Source organism: Schaalia sp. lx-100, assembly GCF_021083625.1.
Taxonomy (GTDB): Bacteria; Actinomycetota; Actinomycetes; order Actinomycetales; family Actinomycetaceae; genus Pauljensenia.
The window spans coordinates 83,757-107,177 of the sequence record NZ_JAJNRP010000008.1 but is presented as its reverse complement, the minus strand read 5'-3'; the positions used below and the strand labels follow the sequence as shown (position 1 = coordinate 107,177).

General features: G+C 47.4%; 21 protein-coding genes. 17 read left to right on the top strand and 4 right to left on the bottom strand.

The window, feature by feature from the left end; genetic code table 11:
- The first annotated feature begins 47 nt into the window (after positions 1-47).
- The gene (holA, locus tag LRP54_RS07180; RefSeq protein ID WP_231235530.1) at positions 48-1,040 is read left to right on the top strand and encodes a DNA polymerase III subunit delta; all 993 of its coding nucleotides are present in this window, start codon (positions 48-50) and stop codon (positions 1,038-1,040) included.
- Positions 1,041-1,121: 81 nt separating this feature from the next.
- Here the strand turns inward: holA and putP are convergent, their stop codons facing one another.
- Positions 1,122-2,603, bottom strand: coding sequence for a sodium/proline symporter PutP (gene putP / locus LRP54_RS07175; protein ID WP_231235528.1), 1,482 nt, complete (start codon positions 2,601-2,603; stop codon positions 1,122-1,124).
- A 226-nt stretch (positions 2,604-2,829) separates the two neighbouring features.
- Entirely contained in the window at positions 2,830-3,096 is a 267-nt protein-coding gene (gene rpsT / locus LRP54_RS07170; protein ID WP_231205118.1) for a 30S ribosomal protein S20, read from the bottom strand.
- Positions 3,097-3,476: 380 nt separating this feature from the next.
- Between rpsT and LRP54_RS07165 the strand changes: the two genes are divergently transcribed.
- From LRP54_RS07165 to LRP54_RS07090, 16 genes are all read left to right on the top strand, one after another.
- Positions 3,477-4,487 carry a hypothetical protein gene (locus LRP54_RS07165; protein WP_231235527.1) on the top strand — a complete coding sequence of 337 codons (1,011 nt, stop codon included), beginning with the start codon at positions 3,477-3,479 and terminating at the stop codon, positions 4,485-4,487.
- A 70-nt stretch (positions 4,488-4,557) separates the two neighbouring features.
- Positions 4,558-6,438, top strand: coding sequence for a translation elongation factor 4 (gene lepA / locus LRP54_RS07160; protein ID WP_231235526.1), 1,881 nt, complete (start codon positions 4,558-4,560; stop codon positions 6,436-6,438).
- Positions 6,439-6,521: 83 nt separating this feature from the next.
- Complete coding sequence (gene trmB, locus LRP54_RS07155; protein ID WP_231235524.1) at positions 6,522-7,271, top strand: tRNA (guanosine(46)-N7)-methyltransferase TrmB; 750 nt, start codon at positions 6,522-6,524, stop codon at positions 7,269-7,271.
- Positions 7,272-7,274: 3 nt separating this feature from the next.
- Positions 7,275-8,531, top strand: coding sequence for a radical SAM family heme chaperone HemW (gene hemW / locus LRP54_RS07150; protein WP_231235523.1), 1,257 nt, complete (start codon positions 7,275-7,277; stop codon positions 8,529-8,531).
- A 140-nt stretch (positions 8,532-8,671) separates the two neighbouring features.
- Positions 8,672-9,574 (top strand): DUF3097 family protein, encoded by a 903-nt coding sequence (locus LRP54_RS07145; RefSeq protein ID WP_231235583.1) that lies wholly within the window; start codon positions 8,672-8,674, stop codon positions 9,572-9,574.
- Between the two features lie 72 nt (positions 9,575-9,646).
- Positions 9,647-10,660 (top strand): heat-inducible transcriptional repressor HrcA, encoded by a 1,014-nt coding sequence (gene hrcA, locus LRP54_RS07140; RefSeq protein WP_231235522.1) that lies wholly within the window; start codon positions 9,647-9,649, stop codon positions 10,658-10,660.
- Positions 10,661-10,725: 65 nt separating this feature from the next.
- Entirely contained in the window at positions 10,726-11,850 is a 1,125-nt protein-coding gene (dnaJ, locus tag LRP54_RS07135; RefSeq protein ID WP_231235521.1) for a molecular chaperone DnaJ, read from the top strand.
- Between the two features lie 21 nt (positions 11,851-11,871).
- Complete coding sequence (locus tag LRP54_RS07130; RefSeq protein ID WP_231235520.1) at positions 11,872-12,651, top strand: 16S rRNA (uracil(1498)-N(3))-methyltransferase; 780 nt, start codon at positions 11,872-11,874, stop codon at positions 12,649-12,651.
- A 163-nt stretch (positions 12,652-12,814) separates the two neighbouring features.
- A complete protein-coding gene (locus tag LRP54_RS07125; protein WP_231205110.1) occupies positions 12,815-13,876 on the top strand; it encodes a PhoH family protein in 1,062 nt (353 codons plus the stop codon).
- 2 nt (positions 13,877-13,878) lie between these two features.
- On the top strand, positions 13,879-14,328 hold the full coding sequence (gene ybeY / locus LRP54_RS07120) for an rRNA maturation RNase YbeY (RefSeq protein ID WP_231235519.1): 450 nt from the start codon (positions 13,879-13,881) through the stop codon (positions 14,326-14,328).
- A 9-nt stretch (positions 14,329-14,337) separates the two neighbouring features.
- Complete coding sequence (locus tag LRP54_RS07115) at positions 14,338-15,648, top strand: hemolysin family protein (RefSeq protein WP_331274811.1); 1,311 nt, start codon at positions 14,338-14,340, stop codon at positions 15,646-15,648.
- A 4-nt stretch (positions 15,649-15,652) separates the two neighbouring features.
- Entirely contained in the window at positions 15,653-16,840 is a 1,188-nt protein-coding gene (era, locus tag LRP54_RS07110) for a GTPase Era (RefSeq protein WP_231235518.1), read from the top strand.
- A gap of 437 nt (positions 16,841-17,277) precedes the next feature.
- The gene (gene leuA / locus LRP54_RS07105) at positions 17,278-19,035 is read left to right on the top strand and encodes a 2-isopropylmalate synthase (RefSeq protein WP_231235517.1); all 1,758 of its coding nucleotides are present in this window, start codon (positions 17,278-17,280) and stop codon (positions 19,033-19,035) included.
- Positions 19,036-19,339: 304 nt separating this feature from the next.
- Positions 19,340-20,272 carry a DUF5692 family protein gene (locus tag LRP54_RS07100; protein WP_231235516.1) on the top strand — a complete coding sequence of 311 codons (933 nt, stop codon included), beginning with the start codon at positions 19,340-19,342 and terminating at the stop codon, positions 20,270-20,272.
- A 165-nt stretch (positions 20,273-20,437) separates the two neighbouring features.
- Positions 20,438-21,181, top strand: a complete 744-nt coding sequence (gene recO / locus LRP54_RS07095; protein WP_231235580.1) for a DNA repair protein RecO — start codon at positions 20,438-20,440, stop codon at positions 21,179-21,181.
- A 121-nt stretch (positions 21,182-21,302) separates the two neighbouring features.
- Positions 21,303-22,118, top strand: coding sequence for an isoprenyl transferase (locus LRP54_RS07090; protein ID WP_231235515.1), 816 nt, complete (start codon positions 21,303-21,305; stop codon positions 22,116-22,118).
- A gap of 115 nt (positions 22,119-22,233) precedes the next feature.
- On the opposite strand, the gene LRP54_RS07085 is transcribed toward LRP54_RS07090, so the two are convergent.
- Together LRP54_RS07085 and LRP54_RS07080 are read right to left on the bottom strand one after the other, a co-directional pair.
- Positions 22,234-22,797, bottom strand: a complete 564-nt coding sequence (locus LRP54_RS07085) for a DedA family protein (protein WP_231235514.1) — start codon at positions 22,795-22,797, stop codon at positions 22,234-22,236.
- 22 nt (positions 22,798-22,819) lie between these two features.
- Complete coding sequence (locus LRP54_RS07080; protein WP_231205103.1) at positions 22,820-23,206, bottom strand: Fur family transcriptional regulator; 387 nt, start codon at positions 23,204-23,206, stop codon at positions 22,820-22,822.
- Between the last annotated feature and the right edge of the window lie 215 nt (positions 23,207-23,421).

Sequence of the window (23,421 nt, the reverse complement as noted above, 5' to 3'; positions counted from 1 at the left end):
GAGGAGCGTATATAGGCGTTCATGATACTGCGTATAGAAAGACAGCCATGGCTTCAGGGAAAAAACGAGTAGCAGCACCACAGGTAGATATACATAATATTTCCCTTGCCCCTATCGTCCTCATCAAAGGAAGTGAAGGACTACTTGCTGATCGTGCAATGGCACGCCTCAGGGTCCTTGCACGCGAAGCTGATCCGCAGGTCGAACGTACAGACCTATCGGCTGCTTCCTACCAATCGGGCCAGCTGGATATGGTGACTTCACCCTCGCTTTTTGGGGAAGCGCGTATGGTGATTATTTCTGATCTGGAAACATTGGGAGAGTCGCTGAGTACTGATCTTTTGGCTTATATTAAGCATCCTGCGTCGGATGTATGGCTTTTCTTGCGACATCCTGGTGGGAATGCGAAAGGTAAAAAAGTTATTGATGCTATCGGGCAGGCGGGTTTTCCTGTCATATCAGCGGAACCTTTGAAAAAAGATAAAGATAAATACGCTTTACTCATGGCGGATGCGAAAGCTGCGCGACGAGCCCTTGATGCTGAGGCTGCGCATATGCTTGTTGATGCACTGGGAGCAGATGTGCGTTCAATGGCTGCTGCTTTAGCTCAGCTTATTGCTGATGTGGAGGGGCGTATTACTGTTGAGGATGTGCGCCGCTATTATTCGGGACGTGTAGAAGCAACAGGCTTTGAAGTAGCGGATGCGACAATTTCGGGGAACACGGCCCAAGCACTTACTCTGCTCAGACATGCTTTAGCAACAGGAACAGATCCTGTTCCTTTGGTGGCTGCTTTAGCAATGAAAATTCGTCAAATGGCAAAGGTGTCACTTCCTGGTCAGGGACATAACTTGGGTATGGCACCGTGGCAAGTCGATCAAGCACGACGGCAATTACGCGGATGGAGTGAAAACTCTTTAGCAACTGCTTTTAGTGTGCTGGCCTGTGCAGATGAAGAAGTGAAAGGTGCTTCAAAGGACCCTCACCGCGCCATTGAAAAAGCTGTTGTGGCTTTGTGTCGTCTGCGTGGGGAGCACTGAAAAGCTCGTTATACAAAGAAACGGGTGTAAGCCATACCATCGGTACACCTACACCCGCATATACATGTAAAGTATTCGACTTTATGGCTGAGCCAACATATCCTTCATGGCGGAAAATTCCTCGGTAATTTCAGGATGTTCTTTGTACGTCACTTTGCTGACAATCACTGCGATGAGTGTCGCAATAAGAAATGCAGGCAGTAACTCGTAAATATCAGAGTTAATAGCATCCCAAACAAATACGCTGATTGCGCCGCTAAGCATACCGGCTAATGCTCCCCAATTTGTGAGTTTTTTCCAGTACAAACTCAAAAGGGTGATTGGCCCAAAAGATGCGCCAAAACCTGCCCAAGCAAAACTCACAAGCTGAAGAATAGTGCCTGAAGGATTCAATGCAAGGAGTAACGCAACTAAAGCGACAAGAAGCACCGCCAAACGTCCAAGGAGGACCAATTGTTTTTGAGTGGCTTCTTTCTTACGTATTACCCGGTATAGGTCTTCAACAAGGGCTGATGAACATACCACAAGTTGGCTGGCAAATGTGCTCATAATTGCTGCTAAAACAGCGGCGAGAATCAGGCCCGCAATGAAAGGATGCAGCAATAGCTGTGACATACGTAGGATAACGGTTTCTGAATTCGGAAGTTCTTGGTGTACGTGGGAGAAATACGCGATACCAACAAGGCCAGAAAGGATTGCGCAGCCTAAAGAAACTATCATCCAGCTCATACCGATACGGCGTGCGCTCTTGGCTTCAGCTGGGGTACGTAAGGCCATGAAACGTACGACGATATGTGGTTGTCCGAAATAACCAAGGCCCCACGCTATACCTGAAACGATTGAAAAAACTACGGCCACGGTAAAACCGTTATATCCGATAAATGAGAGGTTGCCGGAAGCAACCGTCCGGATTGTTTCCGTGGTGGCGCCGATTCCGCCGATTGAAATAACTCCCACCACAGGAACAACGCCCAAGGCCACCATCATCATGAGGCCTTGAGCGACATCGGTGAGTGAAGCTCCGAGGAATCCTCCAAAGAATGTGTAGAGCAAGGTAATTGAAACGACAATAAGCATGCCGACGATGTAGTTTCCATTGAAGGAGCTTTCAAAGAAAACACCGGAAGCTACCATGCCAGATGAAATATAGAGCGTGAAGAATACTAAGATAATAATGCTGGAAACAATACGCAGGATATGCGAGGAATCTTTTAGGCGATTTTCAAAGAAGCTAGGAACGGTGATGGAATTTTTGGCTACTTGCGAGTAGGCCCGCAAACGTGGAGCAACAAATTTCCAGTTAAGAAAGGCGCCGATTGTCAGGCCAATGGCAATCCAGGATTCAATAAGTCCCGTGGTATAAATAGCACCTGGTAGCCCCATGATAAGCCACCCTGACATATCTGAGGCACCGGCGGAAAGGGCTGCAACTAGTGGAGGAAGTTGGCGCCCTCCAACCATGTAATCTTCGTGTGTTGAAGTTTTCTTGTATGCGACATACCCTAAAAAGAGCATGGCAAGGAGGTAAACTCCTAGGGCTGTATACATCCAGTAGGTATCCATGAGTTCGCCTTTCCTTCCAAACATCGTTGTTTGTTTACATTCATCCTTTTATGGGACTAAAGGCCACTGTAGACGAAAAAACTGTATGTCATACCGAAATGATAGTTTTTCCTGTTCTTATACGTATGTGTGAACATATCTTGACAATATAGGGATTCTTCATGTAAAGAAAGGCGGTGTGATTATGGATCACACCGCCTTTAATCAGTTGGAATAACTGAAAGTTTTACTCACCAAGGGAAGCAACGCGACGAGCAAGTTTTGACTTGCGGTTCGCTGCTTGGTTCTTATGAATAACACCCTTGGAAACAGCCTTATCGAGCTTACGTGAAGCGACACGAAGCGCTTCAATAGCTGCTTCTTTATCGCCAGCATCGACAGCTTCGCGAGCTTTGCGAACTAAAGTCTTGAGTTCAGACTTTACAGCCTGGTTGCGTTGACGACGCTTTTCATTCGTGCGAATGCGCTTCATCTGAGACTTAATGTTTGCCACAGTTGAATGACTCCTTGTGTTTGTACGTACAGGTCGGTGAGGGCTGTGTCAGAACCGGGACTGGGACGTGGGGACATCCACGAACGGTTCAGACCAGACCCCCTGCCCGACCAGGCCGGGAGTCCAATCGGTAATTCTAACAGTAAGAAGCAATACTTCCAATCTTTACAAGAGTAAATAGGGGTGAATGAGGTCACCTCTGAGTATCCCTGCTTTTTACGAATGCGATCACATATATGCACAGCTATTCACATGTGATATCGCCCGTATCGGTATTTATCCACAGATTTCCTTTATTGAAAGCGAAAGAATAATGATTTTGAGAAGGTGTAGGCAAGAAACACATAGTGCGTATCACTCATGCATGGAGGAAGAAAAAGATGCCAGTTTTATATCGCACGCTTGACACACATGAATGTGCTTATACCTATGAAAATGAAGGGAAAAATGTCAGACAGGGTATTGACATACACGATCCCGCTTTAGAGCAAGCTTATGCGTATGCTGAGGCGCATCAATATGATGATGCCATAGCAGAAGTTGAAAATTATGTGGCATGCCATCAAGAAATAGATCCACGAATTCATGTACGCCTGATGAAATTATTAGTTGACTGGTACGCGCAAGATCAACATTTTGCACAGGCTCGTCGCTATGCTGCACAAGCGGCACGTATTGCGCATGAACGTCTGGAACCGCATGATGAACTTGCCTTGATTGCGCGCAATAGTGACCTGTACTGGAAATGTGTATGCGGATATGACGATATTGCGCGTCGTGATTACCCAACCCTGATACGGGATGCAGAAAAATACTTAGGAAACCATCATCCATTGACCTATGCCATACGTAATAACTCGGCTATGCCTTTCAAAATTTGCGGAGACTACGAACAAGCAGCACAAAAATACGCAGAGCTGAAAGAAGAAATGAATGAGGACGCAGAATGTGACGGAAGCCTAAAAACTATGGTCGCCTTTAATGAAGCCGAAGCATATGCATTAAGCGGCCACCCAGAAAAATCCACTGAAATATATCAAGAACTCATCGAAAACATTGATATGAGTAAAGAAAGTAGCCGTATATACGCTTTGAGAATCCGTCATGAAATAGCAGCGAATATCTACGACAGTGGGGAAGTTGAAAAAGCAACGCAGATGTGGAACGCGCTACTACATGAGTGTCGTGAAACTTTGGGGGAATATCACCCGTTGACTATGAAACAAAAAATGCTACATATCAGCCTTTTTATAGCGCAAAAAGACTGGGTAGCAGTGAAAAAACTATGTGCAGAAATCTTAGAATCTCCAGAAAATACCTTACCGAGCGGATGGCGTGAAGAAATAGAAGTTATTATGAAAACTCCACCTCCAATGGATCTACCACATTAAATGTGCGCGATATGGCATCGTGTCAGTTGGCGCATTACGTATACAAAGTGGGACGATAGAAGTACTGTTCATGTTTTCACGGAGGTCCTCGTTGTCCCCCAAAGCGACATCCACGCAAGCCGCGTCCATTCGTCCTGCCCATACACCGCAGGAGCGTATCCGTAATTTTTGCATCATTGCGCATATCGATCACGGTAAATCAACACTGGCGGATCGAATGCTTCAACTAACGGGTATCGTAGAATCCCGCGATATGCGCGACCAATATCTTGACCGAATGGATATTGAGCGTGAACGAGGAATCACCATTAAATCCCAAGCTGTTCGTATGCCGTGGGCAGTAGGGGAGGACGCATACGCGCTGAACATGATCGATACGCCTGGACATGTGGACTTCACCTATGAAGTTTCGCGTTCACTTGCCGCATGTGAGGGAGCTGTTCTTTTAGTTGACGCAGCACAAGGGATCGAAGCGCAAACACTGGCTAATCTTTACCTCGCAATGGAAAATGACCTTGTTATTATTCCGGTTCTGAACAAAATTGATTTGCCGGGCGCTCAACCTGAAAAATATGCTCACGAAATCGCTCAGCTCATTGGATGCGATGAATCGGAAGTTCTCCAAGTCTCAGGGAAAACAGGACAAGGAGTTGCAGATCTCCTCGATGCGATTGTTGAGTTAGTGCCACCACCATCAGGTGATCCTGAGGCCGCGACACGTGCAATGATCTTCGATTCCGTCTACGACACATATCGTGGAGTCGTTACCTATGTGCGTGTAGTTGATGGGAAACTCACAACCCGTGCTCGTGTACGTATGATGTCAACAGGCGCCACGCACGAACTCCTCGAAATAGGTGTGATTTCGCCGGAACCGCAACCATCAGACGGCATCGGTGCGGGTGAGGTTGGCTATCTCATTACCGGTGTTAAAGATGTGCGCCAATCAAAAGTTGGCGACACTGTCACCAATAATGTGCGTGGGGCTGACACGCCTTTATCAGGATATCAAGATCCTAAACCTATGGTTTTTTCCGGTATTTACCCTGTTGATGGTTCAGATTTCCCAGATCTACGTGACGCACTTGAACGACTCCAACTCAACGATGCTGCGCTCACGTACGAACCTGAATCCTCAGCAGCACTCGGATTCGGCTTCCGATGTGGATTCCTTGGGCTTTTACACCTAGAAATCGTGCGCGAACGACTGGAACGCGAATTCGGCCTTGACCTCATTGCTACGGCCCCGAATGTCGTGTACCACGTCCGAAGCGAAGACGGAAGCGAAAGACGCGTTGATAACCCATCCGAATATCCGGAAGGCAAAATCGCTGAAGTTCGTGAACCCATGGTGAATGCGACTATTTTGACACCAACGGAGTTTACGGGGACCGTAATGGAATTATGTCAAGATCGGCGCGGCATGATGAAAGGGATGGACTACTTAAGCGAAGAACGAGTAGAAATCCACTACGCGCTGCCACTGGCCGAGATAGTTTTTGATTTCTTTGACCAACTCAAATCACGGACACGTGGATACGCTTCCCTGGACTACCAAGAATCAGGAGAACAAGCTGCTGACCTTGTAAAAGTGGATATTTTACTTAATGGTGAAAGAGTCGATGCTTTTAGCGCAATCGTTCACAAAGACGCGGCTTACGCATACGGTCTACGTATGACGAAACGCCTGAAAGAACTCATTCCACGGCAACAATTTGAAATACCTGTTCAAGCTGCAGTGGGTGCTCGCATTATTGCACGTGAAACAATTAAGGCACTGCGTAAAGATATGCTGGCAAAATGCTACGGCGGTGACATCACTCGTAAACGTAAGTTGCTTGAAAAACAAAAAGAAGGCAAGAAACGCATGAAGTCAATTGGGCGTGTTGACGTTCCACAAGAGGCTTTCATTGCTGCCCTCACATCCGATGTACCGACAGGTAAAAAGTGACCGACGAATACCAGCACGCGACACCTCCACAGCTTCCACGCCCGAAAACTCCCCGCACCTCACACGGTGGCGAGGGCGTATTCATGGCACGAACAAAGTCATTCACCAGACGTTCACGAGAGCTGCCGGTCACTTTGCAACGCATATGGGAAAGTCATGCTGACCGCTACATTGTGAAAGTTCGTCGCGGCGTAGGTGACACCACTGTTGCTGAAGATTTCCGCATCGACACACCCGATCTTTTTGGTCGAAGCGCGCCAATAACATTAGAAATTGGATCCGGCGGTGGCGAACAAGTCATATACGCGGCACAATCCCACCCAGAACGTGACTTCTTATGCTACGAAGTATGGATTCCCGGTATAGCTAAACTAATCGCGGGAGCAGTGCGTGAAGGCCTCACAAATATCCGAATCATTGAAGCTGATGCTCAACAAGCAATACCTGTGATGATAAAAGAAGCCAGCATTGATGAAGTATGGACTTTCTTCCCTGACCCCTGGCGTAAAACTCGTCACCACAAGCGTCGCTTGGTTTCTGCTCAATTCGCTCCGCAGATCGCTCGTATCCTTAAAGATCACGGTGTCTGGAGGCTAGCTACAGACTGGGATGATTACGCGTGGAACATGCGTGATGTCATCGAAAATGACGCGCATTTTCATAATCCTTACGCAGGGTGTCACCCTGATCCTCAAGACCCAGCAGGACCACGTGGTGGCTTTAGCCCACGATGGGAAGGGCGCTTACTTACACATTTTGAACAGAGGGGACAAGTCGCAGGACGTACAGTTCATGACCTCACAGCCGTGCGACTCCCACGTACACAGGAATAGCCAGTGTCTTTGCATCAGCCTGATGGTTTTGTATGGCCAGCAGATGGGCATATACCTCATCATTTAGCTGAAGTACATGCTCAACGGCCCCTGAGCATGTACGTACATGTGCCTTTTTGTCAGGTGCGTTGCGGTTACTGTGATTTCAATACGTACACCACGGGTTTTGGGCAAGGCGCAGATATTGCAACATATTCTTCAAGCGTCGTGGCAGAAACTCATTATGCTGCGCAGGTGTTGCAAGAAGCAGGCTTTCCCATCCGCCCAATTCGTACACTTTTTTATGGTGGAGGTACGCCTACCCTCTTATCTTGCGAATCAATAGAGCATATTCTTACAGGAATACGCGATTCTTTCACTTTAGCGATAGATGCAGAAATTACCGTTGAAGCAAATCCAGAAACAGTTGACGAACAATCAATACGCGCTTTAGCCGAAACGGGAATCACCCGTATTTCTTTCGGTATGCAATCAGCTGTACCGCATGTGTTAAAAACACTGGATCGTACCCACAGGCCTGAACGAGTACCACAGGTTGTGGCATGGGCACGTGACTTTGGCTTAGATGTGTCACTTGACCTGATTTATGGAACTCCCGGTGAAAGCCTTAAAGACTGGGAACTGAGCCTACAAGCAGTCCTTGAGATGCAGCCCGACCACATAAGCGCCTACGCCCTCGTCATCGAAGAAGGCACAAAAATGGGAGCAGATCTTGCTCGCGGACGTATTTTGCCACCTGATCCCGATAATGAAGCCACAAAGTACGAAATGGCAGATGAAATACTCACCGAGGCTGGATACCGATGGTACGAAATCTCTAATTTTGCTCGAATAAAGCCAGGGGAAGAAAACACAGCTGCTACAGATGCCACACTTTTACGCTATGCCTGTCGCCATAACCTTGCGTATTGGAAAGACTGGGATTGGTGGGGGTTAGGGCCGGGATCTCATTCACATATTGGTCGCTGTCGCTGGTGGAATAGGAAACACCCACGCGCCTACGCACAAATGGTGACGCAGGGAGTCTCACCAGCGGCTGCAGGCGAAATTTTAGATGCTCACACGCGTGAACTTGAGCGTGTCATGCTGGCTGTACGTACAGCACACGGTTTACCAATTCCACCATCAGTATCTGAGCAACGTGTTAAAGAACTTATTGATGAAGGACTAATTGATGAGGACACAGCACATAATGGACGCATACTCCTCACCTTGAGAGGTCGTTTGCTTGCTGACTATGTGACGCATATGCTCGTGTGATTTTCCTTTAGACTTTGCCATATTCATGTGAAAAACCCAGTATTTTCCTCATAAATAACGAAAAATCATAAATCCGTGAGCAACACATCGGTACCGTGTAATTTTTCTTTCTCTAAGAGGCTGTAGGCTAAATCCTCGTGATGCCTCCTGCGACATATGATGATCCTTACGGCCCTGACGTGTTGGCCTATAACCCGCATCCCCAACGCCCTCGCTCACGTGAAGTACCTGTAGAACTCGGCATGGTATTAGAAGACGTGTCAACAGGATGGGTGGGTGCAGTTGTTCATGTAGAAAAATCTGGTGGTATGCACGTTATCGTCTTAGAAGACCGACGAGGTCGCAGGCGGACATTTCCTCTAGGTGGAGGATTTTGGCTAGAAGGTGAACCAATCATTGCCCTCCCGCCCCTCAAAACTTCCAGTATGAAAGCTTCTCAAGCTCGCGCAATGACAACGCCTCTTGGACGTCGACTCACCAATTCAGGTTCCATCGCAGCAGAACGCAACGTGCCGCGTGTAGCACGCGCCTCACGTTTATGGGTCGAAGGTAAACATGACGCGGAGCTTATTCAACATGTGTGGGGTGACGATCTCGCAGATGTTGGGGTAGCCGTGCAGATGTTAGAAGGTGTGGATCATCTTGGAGAAATACTTGATGACTTTGCTCCTGATGAATACCGTCGCGCGGGGGTTTTAGTGGACCATATGGTTCACGGGTCAAAAGAATGGCGCATAGCGCAAGAAGCGAACAAACGTTGGGGAACATCAATTCTTATTGTCGGTCATCCTTTTATTGACATTTGGCAGGCAGTAAAACCTGCTCGTCTGGGTTTAACGCATTGGCCTGATATTCCACGCGGTGAAGATATTAAAACGGGCACACTGCGATATCTTGGGTGGCCGCATGACACTCAAGCAGATATTGCTCGCGCTTGGCGAAAAATATTAGGAGCTGTGAATTCCTATAAGGATCTTGAACCAGAATTACTGGGACGTGTGGAAGAACTCATTGACTTTGTGACTGCTCCTGGCACGCACTAATCGTCCGGCAAGAGTAGGCTTAGCACTCAGAAGGAATGAGTGCCAAGACCGCTATCGTCGGGGAGGTGACCAATGAATGAAGAACGTCGTCTAGATGTCCTACGAGCAATCGTTTCAGAGTACGTTCATACTCGTGAACCTGTGGGATCTAAAGTTATTGCCGCCGCACACGATTTAGGTGTGTCCTCAGCAACGATACGTAATGATATGGCTGCCCTTGAAGAAGCAGGTTTAATTTACCAGCCTCACACAAGTGCAGGGCGAGTTCCTACAGATAAGGGATACCGTCTTTTTGTTGATCGCTTAACAACAATTAAACCTATGAGCACACCAGAACGTCGTGCTGTTGAAGCTTTCCTTGCTCAAAGTGTTGATTTGGATGATGTGGTGAGCCGGACTGTGCGTTTACTGGCCCAAGTGACGCAGCAAGTTGCTGTTATCCAGTATCCGCGTATGCGTATTCATACGGTGCGACGTATAGAAATTGTTGACTTGACTCCGCACAGGCTTCTTGTTGTAGTCATTACCTCTGAGGGGCGCGTAGAAGAACGAATCATTGAAACTTCTCAGCAAGTTAGTGTTGATGAGATTGCTCGCCTACGCATATGGATAAATGAAGTATGCGAAGGATTATCACGAGAAGATGTACGTGAACATATGCATGTACTTCCTGAAAGTAATGATTATGCTGATACTTCATTGATATCTGATGTGATGAAAGCTGTTGCTGAAATGCTGCATCCGGGAGCTGATTCACGGATTGTCATGGCAGGAATGGCAAATCTGACACGTTCAGGAGTAGATTTTCGGGATATTTCTCCAGTCCTTGATGCTCTTGAAGAACAGGTTGCTTTATTACGCCTCTTTGATGAACTTACTCCGGAAGACGAGGTACATGTCACGATCGGCTCAGAAAATCAGCATGATGGGCTAACAGAAGCCTCTATCGTGACAGGAACATACGGCGGAGCTGATGGGCCGATGGCGCACCTAGGTGTTGTCGGTCCGACACGCATGGATTACGCCAGAACAATGTCCTCTGTCCGAGCAGTTGCAGCGTATTTATCGCGTTACTTGACCCACTGAACATGACGGGTAAGCGACCTTCAAACGTAATCTTGTGAAGAAACGAAATATAAGGAAATAAGCAAGTGAACGACTACTACCAGATTCTCGGTGTATCGCGTGATGCTACAGAAACAGAAATCAAAAAAGCCTATCGTAAAAAGGCGCGTGAATTACACCCTGACTACGGCGGCGACGAAGAAGCATTCAAGGAATTATCTGTAGCTTATGAAACGCTTTCAGATGCCAATAAGCGCCAAATGTATGACTTAGGTGGGCCTGAAGCTGTGCGTGGTGGCGGAACTGGTCCAATGGGACCGGATATGTTTGGTGGCTTTGGTGACATCCTTGGTGCTATGTTTTCAGGAGGCTTTGGGGCCGGCAGCGCCGCTCCAGCGCCGCGCGCTCGGCGAGGGCAAGATCAGCTTGTTGGCGTAGAAGTTACCCTTGAGGAAGCCACTTTTGGGGTTTCGCAGCAAATTCGTGTGAATACGTACGTATTGTGTGAAACCTGTCAAGGGAGTATGTGTGCGGCAGGTACGCATCCGGTGACGTGTTCTCAATGCCACGGCACAGGCATGCAGGTGCGTATGCAACAAATGTTTGGTGCAACTATGCGCACACAGGTTCCATGCGGTATGTGCCGAGGACATGGCGACATTATTTCTTCCCCTTGTTCGGAATGTTCAGGTACTGGTCGTATGCGTTCGGCTCGAACGCTGTCTGTTGAAATTCCAGCAGGTATCGAAGAAGGGACACGTATTCGCCTATCAGGTGAAGGTGAAGTAGGTGTAGGTGGTGGACCTGCAGGTGATATTTACTTGGAGATTCACGAAAAGAAGCATCCAGTATTTACTCGTCACGGTAATGACTTACATATGTATGTCACTATTCCTATGACAACAGCGGCCTTGGGTTCCACCATCACTGTAGAAACACTTGATGGTCCACGTGAGCTGGAACTTGCGCCAGGAACACAACCTGGGTACGAAGTACGGTTGGATGGTTTAGGTGTTGGCCGTTTGCAACGCCCGGGGCGAGGACATCTGTATGCCCATATTGGTGTGGAAATCCCTCGTGAATTGGATGAGCGTTCACGTGAATTACTTGAACAGCTTGCAGAGCATCGTGGTGAGGAACGTGTGCATACTCAGCGTCAAGAACCGGGGGTTTTTGAGCGTCTACGTGAAAAATTCATGGGGAACAATTAAAGAAAGCAGTGTGATCGCACTATGACACGACAGGTTTTCTTTGCTGATGACCTGCACCCACATGCACAGGAGCCTCGTGCAGGTGATCGCGCTATTTTAACGGGAGATGAAGCTCACCATGCTTCGGTGAAACGTATTGAAAATGGTGAGCTGATTGATCTCGTGGATGGGTATGGTAAACGCCTGATCTGTGAAGTTCACTCGGTGACAAAAAAAGCTCTTGAAGTAACTGTGCGTGACGTGATTGATGAGGAAGCCGCAATGCCACGACTTACTTTAGTGCAGGCTTTAGCTAAAGGTGGGCGTGATGAACAAGCAGTTGAAACAGCGACAGAAGTAGGCGTGGATTGTATCCTACCGTGGCAAGCAAACCGTTCTATTGTTCGTTGGACAAGGCCAAAAAGCACGAAAGGCCAAGCGAAATGGTGCTCGGTAGCACGTACTGCCGCTAAGCAGTCACGTCGAGCATGGGTTCCTTCTGTGACGCATGTGTATGATTCACGTGCCCTTGTCGAATGGGTGCGCTTGCTTGCAGAACGTGGGGGAGTGGTATTGCTATGTCATGAAGAAGCGAGTGATACCGCGGTGGCTTTGTTGAATGACAAAGGAAAAGAGTGGGCCTCGTGTCCTGAAATTGCTGTGATTGTAGGTCCTGAAGGAGGGATCGATTCTGACGAAGTAGCTTCCCTATGCGCGGCAGGGGCTTTTCCCGTACTGCTTGGCCCTCATGTGCTACGTGCATCCACGGCGGGTCCGGTAGCTCTGGCATTGGTGAGTGCTGCTATTGGGCGGTGGTCATAAAATTGCTTGACGTTAAGAAAGAAAAATAACAATCCTACATATACTCTTTCAATTTGATCTGAGCATATATTCGCTACACCGCTATCTGTATAGGACAATGTAAAAAGGTATTACACACGTGATTCCTTGATACCTCACTTATTAGGAGAATGACATACAGCATATGAGCGACCCACTCATACCCCAGCCTCATACGGACAATACCGTTACTCGTCGTGCCGTCATACCTCCTGATATTGACCCACTCAGCATCCTTGGTACATCTGACCAAGTGCTTCGTGCGTTAGAAAAAGGGTACCCGCGAATCAGATTTCTTGTTATCGGACATGAAATCACCTTGACAGGACCCACCAGTGATGTTGAATCGGCAGCTCAACTGGTTATTGAACTTATCCAAGCAGCCCGCCGCGGCGATCCTTTAGATGCGCATACTGTAGGGCAAGCGCTGCGTATGCTTTCTGCTGCAACACTTGCCGCCACACCTACAGATGAAATTCTGTCAGTTAAAGGACGCTCCATACGCCCCAAATCAGAAGGACAAAAAGCCTACGTTGACGCAATAGAGCGCGCCACCGTCGTATTTGGAATAGGTCCCGCAGGCACCGGTAAAACATACCTTGCTATGGCTCAAGCTGTCAGACGGCTCTTATCAGGGCAAGTCCGTCGAATCGTCCTTACGCGCCCAGCAGTGGAAGCGGGAGAAAATCTTGGATTTTTACCGGGGACACTGACAGAAAAAATCGACCCCTACCTGCGTCCTTTGTACGATGCGTTAAAAGACATGCTGGACTCGGACACATTGCCTAAACTCATGGCTGCAGGAACCATTGAAGTTGCGCCACTAGCATATATGCGTGGCCGAACCCTCAACGATTCCTTCATTATTCTAGATGAAGCGCAAAATACGACAGCTTCGCAAATGAAAATGTTTCTTACGCGTTTAGGTTTCAACTCTCAAGTAGTTGTCACCGGCGACGTATCACAAATCGACCTTCCAGGAAGCAGCCAGTCAGGACTCCTGATGGTCGAGAAAATCCTCGATCATATTGAGGGCGTAGAGTTTTGCCACCTCACCAGCGCGGATGTTGTTCGCCATGAACTTGTCGGACATATTATCGACGCATATGAACGTTGGGACCAGCGTCAAGACCTCCTGCGGCGTACGCGCACACTCGATGCGCCCACTCGTCAACGCTTCAGGTCTTATCAAAAGAAAGGACACTGAAGATGACTGAAGTCATTAACGAAACAACCTACGACATTGATTGTCATGAATTTGTGCTCCTTGCTGACCATGTCTTAACAGCAATGCATGTATCCACTGCGGTTGAACTCAATATTGTTTTCATTGAACCTCAACCAATGGAAGAACTACATGTCCGCTGGCTTGACTTGCCTGGTCCTACAGATGTGATGAGTTTCCCTATGGACGAATTACAGCCGGGTACACCTGAAAAATTAACCCCTGCAGGAACCCTTGGTGATATTTGTATCTGTCCGCATGTGGCCGAAAAGCAAGCAGCAGAAGCAGGGCATAGTATCGCAGAGGAAATGCTCATGCTGGCCACACATGGGATGCTTCACCTGCTGGGATATGATCATGCTGAGGAAACAGAACGTGAAGAAATGTTTACGCTTCAACGTAAACTTCTGCTGACATTCCTTGCCACACGATAAGAGCGTCCGGTGTCATATTCTTCTTCGCTGCCCGTAGCGGCCCTCCTTTGTGTAGCTTTCGTTGCTTTAGTAATGGCGCTCTTTCTTTCTGCCATGGAAACGGGTCTTGCGCACCTGTCACGAGCAAGCGTTGATGATTTAATCCACGACGAACGTCGACATGCCTCCATATTGAAAAAACTTGTCGAACAACGTAGCCGTACGGACCTTACTTTGCGAGGTTTACGCACGTTCTGGCAGGTTGTCCTCGCTGTTTCGTTGACTGTGGTTTTCGCTCATACGCAACTGCCTTGGTGGGCCAGTGCCTGCATTGCTTTGATCGTGTGTTCAATCCTCCAATTTATGGCTGTAACGTTGATCGCAACCCGTATAGCAGGACGGCAACCCGATAGTATCGCCCTCATCGGAGCGCGCTGGACATACCGTATGCTTCAGATATCGCATATTTTTGACCCCATTATTCACGTAATGCGCGGATACTTCCCGCAATCTAGCCGTACAGAAGCTGAAGTCCGTGCAGAAATGGCTGAAGACTTACGTGAAATGGTCGATCAAGTAGGCGAAACAGAAATGCTTGAAGACAAGGATCGCCAAATGCTGCGGTCCATATTTGAACTGGGACACACTCTTGTGCGTGAAGTTATGGTTCCACGTACAGATATGGTGACAATTGATGCTCAGGAAAGTGCTCGTAAGGCACTTCATCTTTTCGTGCGTTCAGGATTTTCTCGGATCCCCGTTATTGGACATGATGTTGATGATGTGCGTGGAATCCTGTACTTCAAAGACCTTGTGATGCGTATGGAAGCTCACGGTGGTGAAACAAATCTTGTTGCGGAACAGATGATGCGTCCAGCCGAATTCACCATTGAAACTAAACCTGCCGATGATCTCCTGCGTCATATGCAGACAGAACACTGTCACCTCGCTCTTGTCGTCGATGAATACGGAGGAATTTCAGGTCTGGTTACTCTTGAAGACCTCCTCGAAGAAGTAGTGGGTGAATTGACTGATGAACACGACCGAAAAGTGCGTGAACCGGAACAACTACCGGATGGCTCATGGCGTGTATCCTCACGATACGGAATCTGGGAAGTTGGAGAACTCCTCGGAATTGAAGTAGAAGATGAAGATGTTGATTCCATCGGGGGGCTTCTTGCAAAAGCAATCGGTAAAGTACCCTTACCAGGAGCAGTGGGAGATCTTGCAGGAGTTCACATGCTTGCAGAAGAAGCACATGGACGTCGCCGACAAGTAGATACTATTGTGTGTTCCTTATCTGCCCTCAATACCAGTACACATGCCCCTCAGGAGGATTGATTACATGTATTTCCCAAGTGATGATGAACTCATGGCGGGTCCAAATGCTTTCGACGAAATAGAAAGCGAGGGTATAGACAGTAGTGGCTACGATGGCGAATCTGAAAATGTATCCAATAACGAAAGAGCCTATGTCACAGGATTTGAGGCGGATACTCATAGTGGCGATGGAAATGAGTGGGTCTTAGACGAAGAACACGAACGTATTCGAGCGGAAGAACACCTTGCTGGTCTGCGTGAACTTAAAAAAGAAACCCAAACATCTGGGTTGCTCAACGGTGATTTTCCTGAGGATTTCCGTGCAGGTTTCGTATCCATCGTTGGACGTCCTAATGTAGGGAAATCAACGTTAACGAATGCTCTTGTGGGGCAAAAAGTCGCTATCACATCGGGGCGACCTGAAACTACTCGACATAACATTCGAGGCATTGTTCACCGGCCGCATGCGCAACTAGTCCTTGTGGATACACCGGGATATCATCGGCCACGTACCCTGTTAGGTAAACGACTCAACGACATGGTACGTGAAGCATTAGCTGAAGTTGATTGCGTTGTATTCTGCATGCCTGCGAATCAAAAAATTGGGCCAGGCGACCAGTTTATTGCTCGTGAGCTTCGTGATATTCACCGTCCTGTGATCGCAGTAGCAACCAAATGTGACACAGTGCCACGTCAGCGTGTGATGAAACATCTGATGAGTATTGAAAGGCTTGGTGATTGGGCAGCCATTGTCCCTGTTTCTTCACATGAAGGCCGAGGCATTGACATCCTCATGGATGTTTTAACGAAGCACGTGCCACAATCTCCTCCGCTGTATCCACTGGACGGTGTAACTGATGAATCTCGTGACACCTTGATAGCGGAATTTATTCGTGAAGCTGCTCTTGAAGGTGTTCACGATGAACTTCCGCATTCCCTTGCTGTTCAAGTGGAAGAAATTATTGAACGCCCTGCACGTCCAGGCGATACGCGTCCACCTCTGCTTGATATACATGTGAATGTGTATGTCGAACGTGATTCGCAAAAAGCCATCATCATTGGTCGTAAAGGGGCCAGGCTGAAACATATAGGTACGCAAGCGCGAACTCATATTGAGGAGCTGCTGGGGCGACGTGTCTATTTAGATTTACACGTGCGTACAGCAAAAGACTGGCAATCTGACCCAAAGATGTTAGGACGTTTAGGTTTCTGAAAGGATTCCCCCCGACATCTGAACGTGTTAAAAAGTACATATCGTCGTAGAAAGCATGCTTATCTTAATGTGACTTGTCCTTTATGGAGTGCGATCCCATGTTCCCTTGGGAGTAGTGAGTCCGGCCCCCCAAAACATGGTTCCCGTAGTTAGGCGATCCCGTGTTCCCTTGGGAGTGGTGACTATCACCGTGAATCTCAGTGGCACGGATTGCCTTCTTCCCGTCTCCTCCCAGGAGCAGCGTCCACAATGTGTGCGAAAAAATACGCAAAATAGACTCCTCAGTTAGGGTGTTTACTATGCGTCAGATGCTGCTGCTTCTATGCCGCGCCGGGGCCTGAAAGGGTCGGAACCCCGTCGCGGCTATATGCCTATCCGGCTCACGCCCATAAATCTCACCACATATGACGTATGAGGAAAATTTCTTGGAGAAACCCATGAAAACTACTGCTTCTGTTCCCACACCATCATCATCAGGTATGCCTGTGAGTAAATACAGGGCTTTTTTAGACACAAATCCCATTGATCTGCCAGATCGCATGTGGCCTTCACAACGCATTAATGCCGCACCACGGTGGATGTCAACAGATCTACGTGATGGCAACCAAGCCCTCATTGAGCCAATGGATCCTGCGCGTAAACGACGTATGTTCGAGTTGCTCATACGCCTCGGTTACAAAGAAATCGAAATAGGATTCCCAGCGGCTTCACAAACAGATTTTGATTTTGTGCGTTCTCTTGTTGATGACAATATTGTTCCTGAAGACGTTACCCTTTCTGTTCTGACCCAGTCACGACCTGAAATCATTGAACGTACTATTGACGCGCTTGTGGGTTTGCCGCGTGCAACCGTGCATTTGTATAACGCGACTTCGCCTCTTTTCCGTGAACTTGTATTTAGAAATAACAAAGAACAAACCGTTGAATTAGCAGTGAATGGAACACGTGAAGTTATTGCTCGTGCAGAAAAAGTTCTGGGCGATGAAACGATATGCGGTTTCGAATATTCACCTGAAATTTTTGTTGATACTGAACCGGATTTTGCTTTAGAGATTTGCGAAGCAGTAATGGATGTATGGCAACCGGATTCTGACCGTGAAATCATCCTGAATTTACCTTCCACGGTTGAAAGAGCTACACCTAATGTGTATGCAGACCAAATTGAATTTATGAGTCGAAATCTGTCGCGTCGTGAATACATTGCGCTTTCTGTGCACCCACATAATGATCGGGGTACGGGAGTAGCAGCCGCTGAACTTGCCTTGCTTGCGGGAGCTGACAGGATTGAAGGTTGCCTGTTAGGACAAGGCGAGCGCACAGGAAATGTAGACCTTGTAACGTTGGGATTGAATCTATTTAGTCAAGGAATCGACCCTGGTATTGATTTTTCTGATGTGGATGAAATTCGACGCACAGTTGAATATTGCACTTCGATGACTACGCCGATGCGTGCCCCTTATGTTGGTGATCTGGTGTACACAAGTTTCTCAGGCTCACATCAAGATGCTATTAAGAAAGGCTTCCAAGCGCGTAAAGCTCAAGTCGCTGCGGCCGGAGGTAAAGAAGAAGCGGTTGTGTGGGAGCTCCCGTACTTACCGATTGACCCTCATGACGTGGGTCGCAGTTATGAAGCTGTGGTTCGTGTAAATTCGCAGTCAGGCAAGGGAGGGGTTTCCTACCTGATGTCCACATCACACAATTTAGAGTTGCCTCGCCGCTTGCAAGTTGAATTTTCACGGATCGTACAGCGTCATACTGACACCTATGGCGGAGAAATCGACGCGGCAACCTTGTGGGATATTTTTGCTGATGAGTATTTACCGACCTCCTCAGCCCACGGATTGACACCTTGGGGTCGTTTTGAATTAGGGTCGTCACGGGTTTCTTCTTCTGATGATGATGACAGGGTAGAGCTTCATACGGTTGTGCGTGATAACGGGAATGAGATTCAACTGGAAGCGGTTGGAAATGGTCCTATTGACGCATTTGTTCAAGCGATGCATAGTTTTGATATTGATGTGCGTATTTTGGATTATGCCGAACACGCAATGAGTCAGGGACGTGACGCGAAAGCAGCTTCTTATGTTGAAGCAGCGATTGATGGGCGAATTGTATGGGGGGTAGGTATTGATCCTTCCATCACGCGAGCCACATATCAGGCTGTGATCTCGGCTGTGAACCGTGCTTTGCGTTAGGCAGTGAACTAGTGAACTGACGGGAGCGATGAACTGTTGTCAAAGTGAGCGGGTGGCGTGGATTCAGCAAGAATTGCGCCACCCGTATCGCATATTCATGGTCTGGGTCTTTTGTGACCTATAGCCTCTGATACGACAATATTGGGACCGTTGTCCTGAAAATTGTATTTTCTGCAACAGTTATGAAAAGTAGTGGTAACTACAGTGTGTAAAAGCCCCGTTATTTTTGTGGCATACCAGTAGAATTTTTGGCTAAAACACAGGGTAAATCATGTGGCCGGCATGTTCGTTAGGGAGTAAAAATATGTTTCTGTATGCGCCTATTCCTTGGTATTCGTGGTTGGCTTGGGTTGGAGTCATTACAGCGCTCGTTATATTGAATGAAATCAGTAGGCGCTCACGTATTGCAGCTTGGCTTTGTTTTATTGTTTTACCAGTTGCTCTGACAATCTTTGTGTGGCCAACTACTGCGGGCCCTGGATCTTCTACCGGTACGTGGTTTCACTGGGCCAAAGTGTATTCAGCATTAGCAGGTTGTCTTGGCTTTATGGCTTTACGATATTGGCCTCGTTTGTCAAAAAATAAATGGGCACTCCTATTCCCACCGGCAATCTTAGCTATTAATATTTTTGAGGCATGTTTACGTGACTTCCAAGTTGGTGCAATGAATGCCGATGGTATGGTTGATGGTGTGTACATGCTTTCAGGCGCATGGAACTGGATGAATGGTGTGGCTGGTTTACTGAATCTGCTGACAATTTGCGGATGGGTAGGCATCATTATTTCGCGTGATAAATCAAAAGACATGGTTTGGCCGGATATGCTGTGGTTCTGGATTATCGCCTATGATCTATGGAATTTCGCATACGTTTACAACTGTGTGGGGGATCATTCTTTCTACGCTGGCGCGGCATTACTGATTTCTTGCACAATTCCTGCTTTCTTTGTGAAAAAGGGTGTGTGGTTGCAGCATCGTGCTCACACTCTTGCCTTCTGGATGATGTTCACTATGGCTGTCCCTACTTTCGTCACCTCCTCACAATTCGCAGTTGATTCTTCTCATAATCCAGCAGCTTTATTCACTGTATCCGCTGTTGCTTTAGCAGCGAATATTGCTGTTGTTATCTACCAGATTTACACGGTAGTGAAACGCCGTAAGAATCCGTTGCACGATGAGTTGTACGCGCATTTAGCCCAGTACCGTGAAGTACGTGAAGCAAATATGCCGTTAGTCTGATTCTGAAGGTGATAGCAGAAGGCGTGTGCCACTATCCCCACAGCCATTTTGAGTGAAAGTATTCCTTATTTCAAGAATAAAAGAGGCGTAAAAACGACTCTGGGGTAAAAAGGGGAGGGCACTTATACAGAACCATTGCCAACAAAATGGGACAATAAGAAAGTGATGAGGACTTACCGTGATGAAGCTATTGTGCTACGCACTCATAAATTAGGTGAGGCAGATCGGATCATCACGTTACTTACTCGTGATAACGCCCAGATTCGAGCTGTGGCTAAAGGGATACGGCGAACCTCTAGTCGCTTTGGTGCTCGATTAGAACCCTTCAGCGTTGTTGATGTGCAACTCCACAAAGGCCGTACACTTGATACGGTCATTCAAGTAGAAACAATTGCTTCCTACGGTGAACTTTTAGCAGCTGATTATGAACTGTATGCTTCAGCTCATGTACTTGTTGAAACTGCTGAGCGCCTCACAAGTGACGGTGAAGAACGCACTCATAGTCAGTATTTATTACTTTTAGGAGCGCTTCATTCTTTAGCTTACCGCCGTCACCATCCCAGATTAATTGTGACATCCTATATGTTACGTGCTTTAGCGATTGCAGGATGGGCGCCATCATGCTTTGACTGCGCAATGTGTGGCGCTGTAGGTCCTCATAAGTCTTTTTCGATTCCTGAGGGCGGAGCTGTATGTGATGATTGTCGTCCCGTAGGGGCTTTAGCACCATCAGTAGATGCCATGCTTCTTTTAGGGGATTTACTGTCAGGTGACTGGGAATCCGTGAAAAAAGCTAAAAAATATGCCTATACGGAAGCTTCTGCTCTGGTGTCTGCTTATATGCAATGGCATGTGGAACGTCGCCTGCAATCATTGAAATTCTTGGAAAGCAGCCGTATGACTCCATGAAATCCTAAAAATATAATGAATAGGTGAAAGAAAAGATTTACTGTTGTAAAGAATACATGTAGGGATCAGCAGTAAAAAGAGAATATGCTCTGTTTTAGTCTCTGCGCGTATGGGAGAAAAGATGAAACTTACACCTTATGAACGTGCTCCGAAAGATCCGTATGCCTTTTTATGCGGGCCTGGGCAATGGTCTAAAAATCCTCCTGTCTTGCCGAGTAGCGAAATCCCACAGCATATTGCTATAGTGATGGATGGTAATGGACGTTGGGCAAACGAGCGAGGTCTTGTGCGCACAGAAGGGCATAAAGCTGGCGAATACGCCTTGATGGATACGATTGCAGGGGCCATTGACATAGGAGTGCGTTATCTGTCGGTTTACACATTTTCCACCGAGAACTGGAAACGATCCCCGGCAGAGATTCGTTTTATCATGAGCTATGCAAGCGATGTATTGGAGCGACGTACTCCGCAATTAAATGAGTGGGGAGTACGGGTTCGCTGGTCGGGTCGCCATCCGCGTTTGTGGAAATCTGTGGTGAAGGCACTACAGAAAGCTGAAAGAGAAACACAGCAGAATACAACCCTTGATCTAGTTATGTGTGTGAATTATGGAGGACGGGCAGAGATCGCTGATACGGCTCGTCGTATCGCGCAGGGTGTAGCAGAAGGTAGGCTTCGTCCAGAGGGGGTTAATGAGCGTACTTTTGCGCGTCATTTGTACTTGCCAGATATTCCTGATGTGGATTTAATGATTCGTAGTTCCGGCGAGCAGCGAGTATCAAATTATTTGCTCTGGCAGTTAGCTTATGCGGAATTAATGTTCGTACCAACTCCGTGGCCGGCTTTTGATCGTGAAGAATTATGGGATTGCGTCCTTGAATATGCGGGCCGTGATCGACGTTTTGGTGCAGCAGTCGATCAGGTAACACTCAGGTAACTAATTGCTTGGTGGAAATTTTTCATGTGTTCTCCCAGTGTTTCACGTATGCGAAACTAGCCGAAAGAAAGAGTATTAACGAGCTGCGTTAAGTTGTATTTTCTTTTGCGCAAGGTCAGATGTCCTCGTTTTGGTGTGAGCGAGAAAGCTCAGCACTTTCACTGTCGCTAGGTGTGATTGGACAGACTGATTCCTTATTTCTACGCAGGCGTGTGTGCCAAATGAGGCCTCCAAAAACTAGAAGCACTATGGTGATACCTGCCCATCCCCAAGGTGAACCAGCGATTGCTTGAAGAGTGGAAGTCCACAGGGTCAGCAATCCCAGCGAATAAAGGATTGCCCATGCTATGCAACCGGGAATCATAGCTAATGTGTATGTGCGCCAACGTAAACGAACGAGTCCAGCTCCGGCATTAACAGCCGTTTGTACACCTACCGTAAGAAAACATAAAGGAATAACGACAAGTCCCCATTTGTCGAGTATGTGAGCGCCTTTACGTGGAGTAGGTCCATTGAACCAACGAGCGATTGCACCTAAGAAACCAGTACGTTTTTCGGCGGAGATGAAACCGTGGGCAGCCGCCCGTCCAAGCCAATACGTCAATTGGGCGCGGAAAAAAACAACGAAAAAAAGGAAAATAAAAAGAGGGAATCCGGATGAAATCCATGAAAACATCATGTGCCTCCGTTACCTGTCAATGTTATCGAGGGCTGCAATTTGCGCATATCCCAAAGAGATCCATTGAATGTTCAACTTCACTGAATCCATGCGATGCAGCTATTTTTGCTACCCATGTTTCAATGGTGCTTTGGGATATTTCTTCTGCATATCCGCATTTTCGGCAAACTAAGTGATGATGGTGTTCTGAGGTTGCGCAGCGGCGGTAAAGAGCTTCCCCATCAGATGAACGCAGAACATCAACATAATCATCCTCAGCGAGGGCCTGTAAATTACGGTAAACGGTTGCAAGGCCTACACGATAACCTTGAGAATTGAGCTGCTCAAAAATTTGCTGTGCACTACGAAATTCTCGTACGCGTTCGAGTTCATCGAGGACTGCTTGGCGTTGTTTCGTCATGCGTTGCATAAGGTGTCCTCACAGTTGAGAAGGAAAAACATATGTCCCTCTGCTTGATTGTATTTGTATAGGAGTATATTTCGTTTACGTGTATTCTCACGAGCATTTTATCGTAAATAAAAACTTTTTTGGATAATCAATCCTCAAAGAAATAGCATGGTAAGTGTAGTCATTTCTTATCAGATTATTTTTCTTTCACAACAGAAAAATAACGAGTATTCCAA

Bases quoted from the DNA above. Each gene is read 5' to 3' on its own strand.
- era (WP_231235518.1), top strand. From the start codon at position 15,653: ATGTATTTCCCAAGTGATGATGAACTCATGGCGGGTCCAAATGCTTTC.
- lepA (WP_231235526.1), top strand. From the start codon at position 4,558: ATGTTTTCACGGAGGTCCTCGTTGTCCCCCAAAGCGACATCCACGCAA.
- LRP54_RS07085 (WP_231235514.1), bottom strand. From the start codon at position 22,797: ATGATGTTTTCATGGATTTCATCCGGATTCCCTCTTTTTATTTTCCTT.
- holA (WP_231235530.1), top strand. From the start codon at position 48: ATGGCTTCAGGGAAAAAACGAGTAGCAGCACCACAGGTAGATATACAT.
- hrcA (WP_231235522.1), top strand. From the start codon at position 9,647: ATGAATGAAGAACGTCGTCTAGATGTCCTACGAGCAATCGTTTCAGAG.
- LRP54_RS07100 (WP_231235516.1), top strand. From the start codon at position 19,340: ATGTTTCTGTATGCGCCTATTCCTTGGTATTCGTGGTTGGCTTGGGTT.
- putP (WP_231235528.1), bottom strand. From the start codon at position 2,603: ATGGATACCTACTGGATGTATACAGCCCTAGGAGTTTACCTCCTTGCC.
- LRP54_RS07145 (WP_231235583.1), top strand. From the start codon at position 8,672: ATGCCTCCTGCGACATATGATGATCCTTACGGCCCTGACGTGTTGGCC.
- LRP54_RS07090 (WP_231235515.1), top strand. From the start codon at position 21,303: ATGAAACTTACACCTTATGAACGTGCTCCGAAAGATCCGTATGCCTTT.
- LRP54_RS07125 (WP_231205110.1), top strand. From the start codon at position 12,815: ATGAGCGACCCACTCATACCCCAGCCTCATACGGACAATACCGTTACT.
- LRP54_RS07130 (WP_231235520.1), top strand. From the start codon at position 11,872: ATGACACGACAGGTTTTCTTTGCTGATGACCTGCACCCACATGCACAG.
- ybeY (WP_231235519.1), top strand. From the start codon at position 13,879: ATGACTGAAGTCATTAACGAAACAACCTACGACATTGATTGTCATGAA.
- LRP54_RS07165 (WP_231235527.1), top strand. From the start codon at position 3,477: ATGCCAGTTTTATATCGCACGCTTGACACACATGAATGTGCTTATACC.
- recO (WP_231235580.1), top strand. From the start codon at position 20,438: ATGAGGACTTACCGTGATGAAGCTATTGTGCTACGCACTCATAAATTA.
- leuA (WP_231235517.1), top strand. From the start codon at position 17,278: ATGAAAACTACTGCTTCTGTTCCCACACCATCATCATCAGGTATGCCT.
- trmB (WP_231235524.1), top strand. From the start codon at position 6,522: ATGGCACGAACAAAGTCATTCACCAGACGTTCACGAGAGCTGCCGGTC.
- LRP54_RS07080 (WP_231205103.1), bottom strand. From the start codon at position 23,206: ATGCAACGCATGACGAAACAACGCCAAGCAGTCCTCGATGAACTCGAA.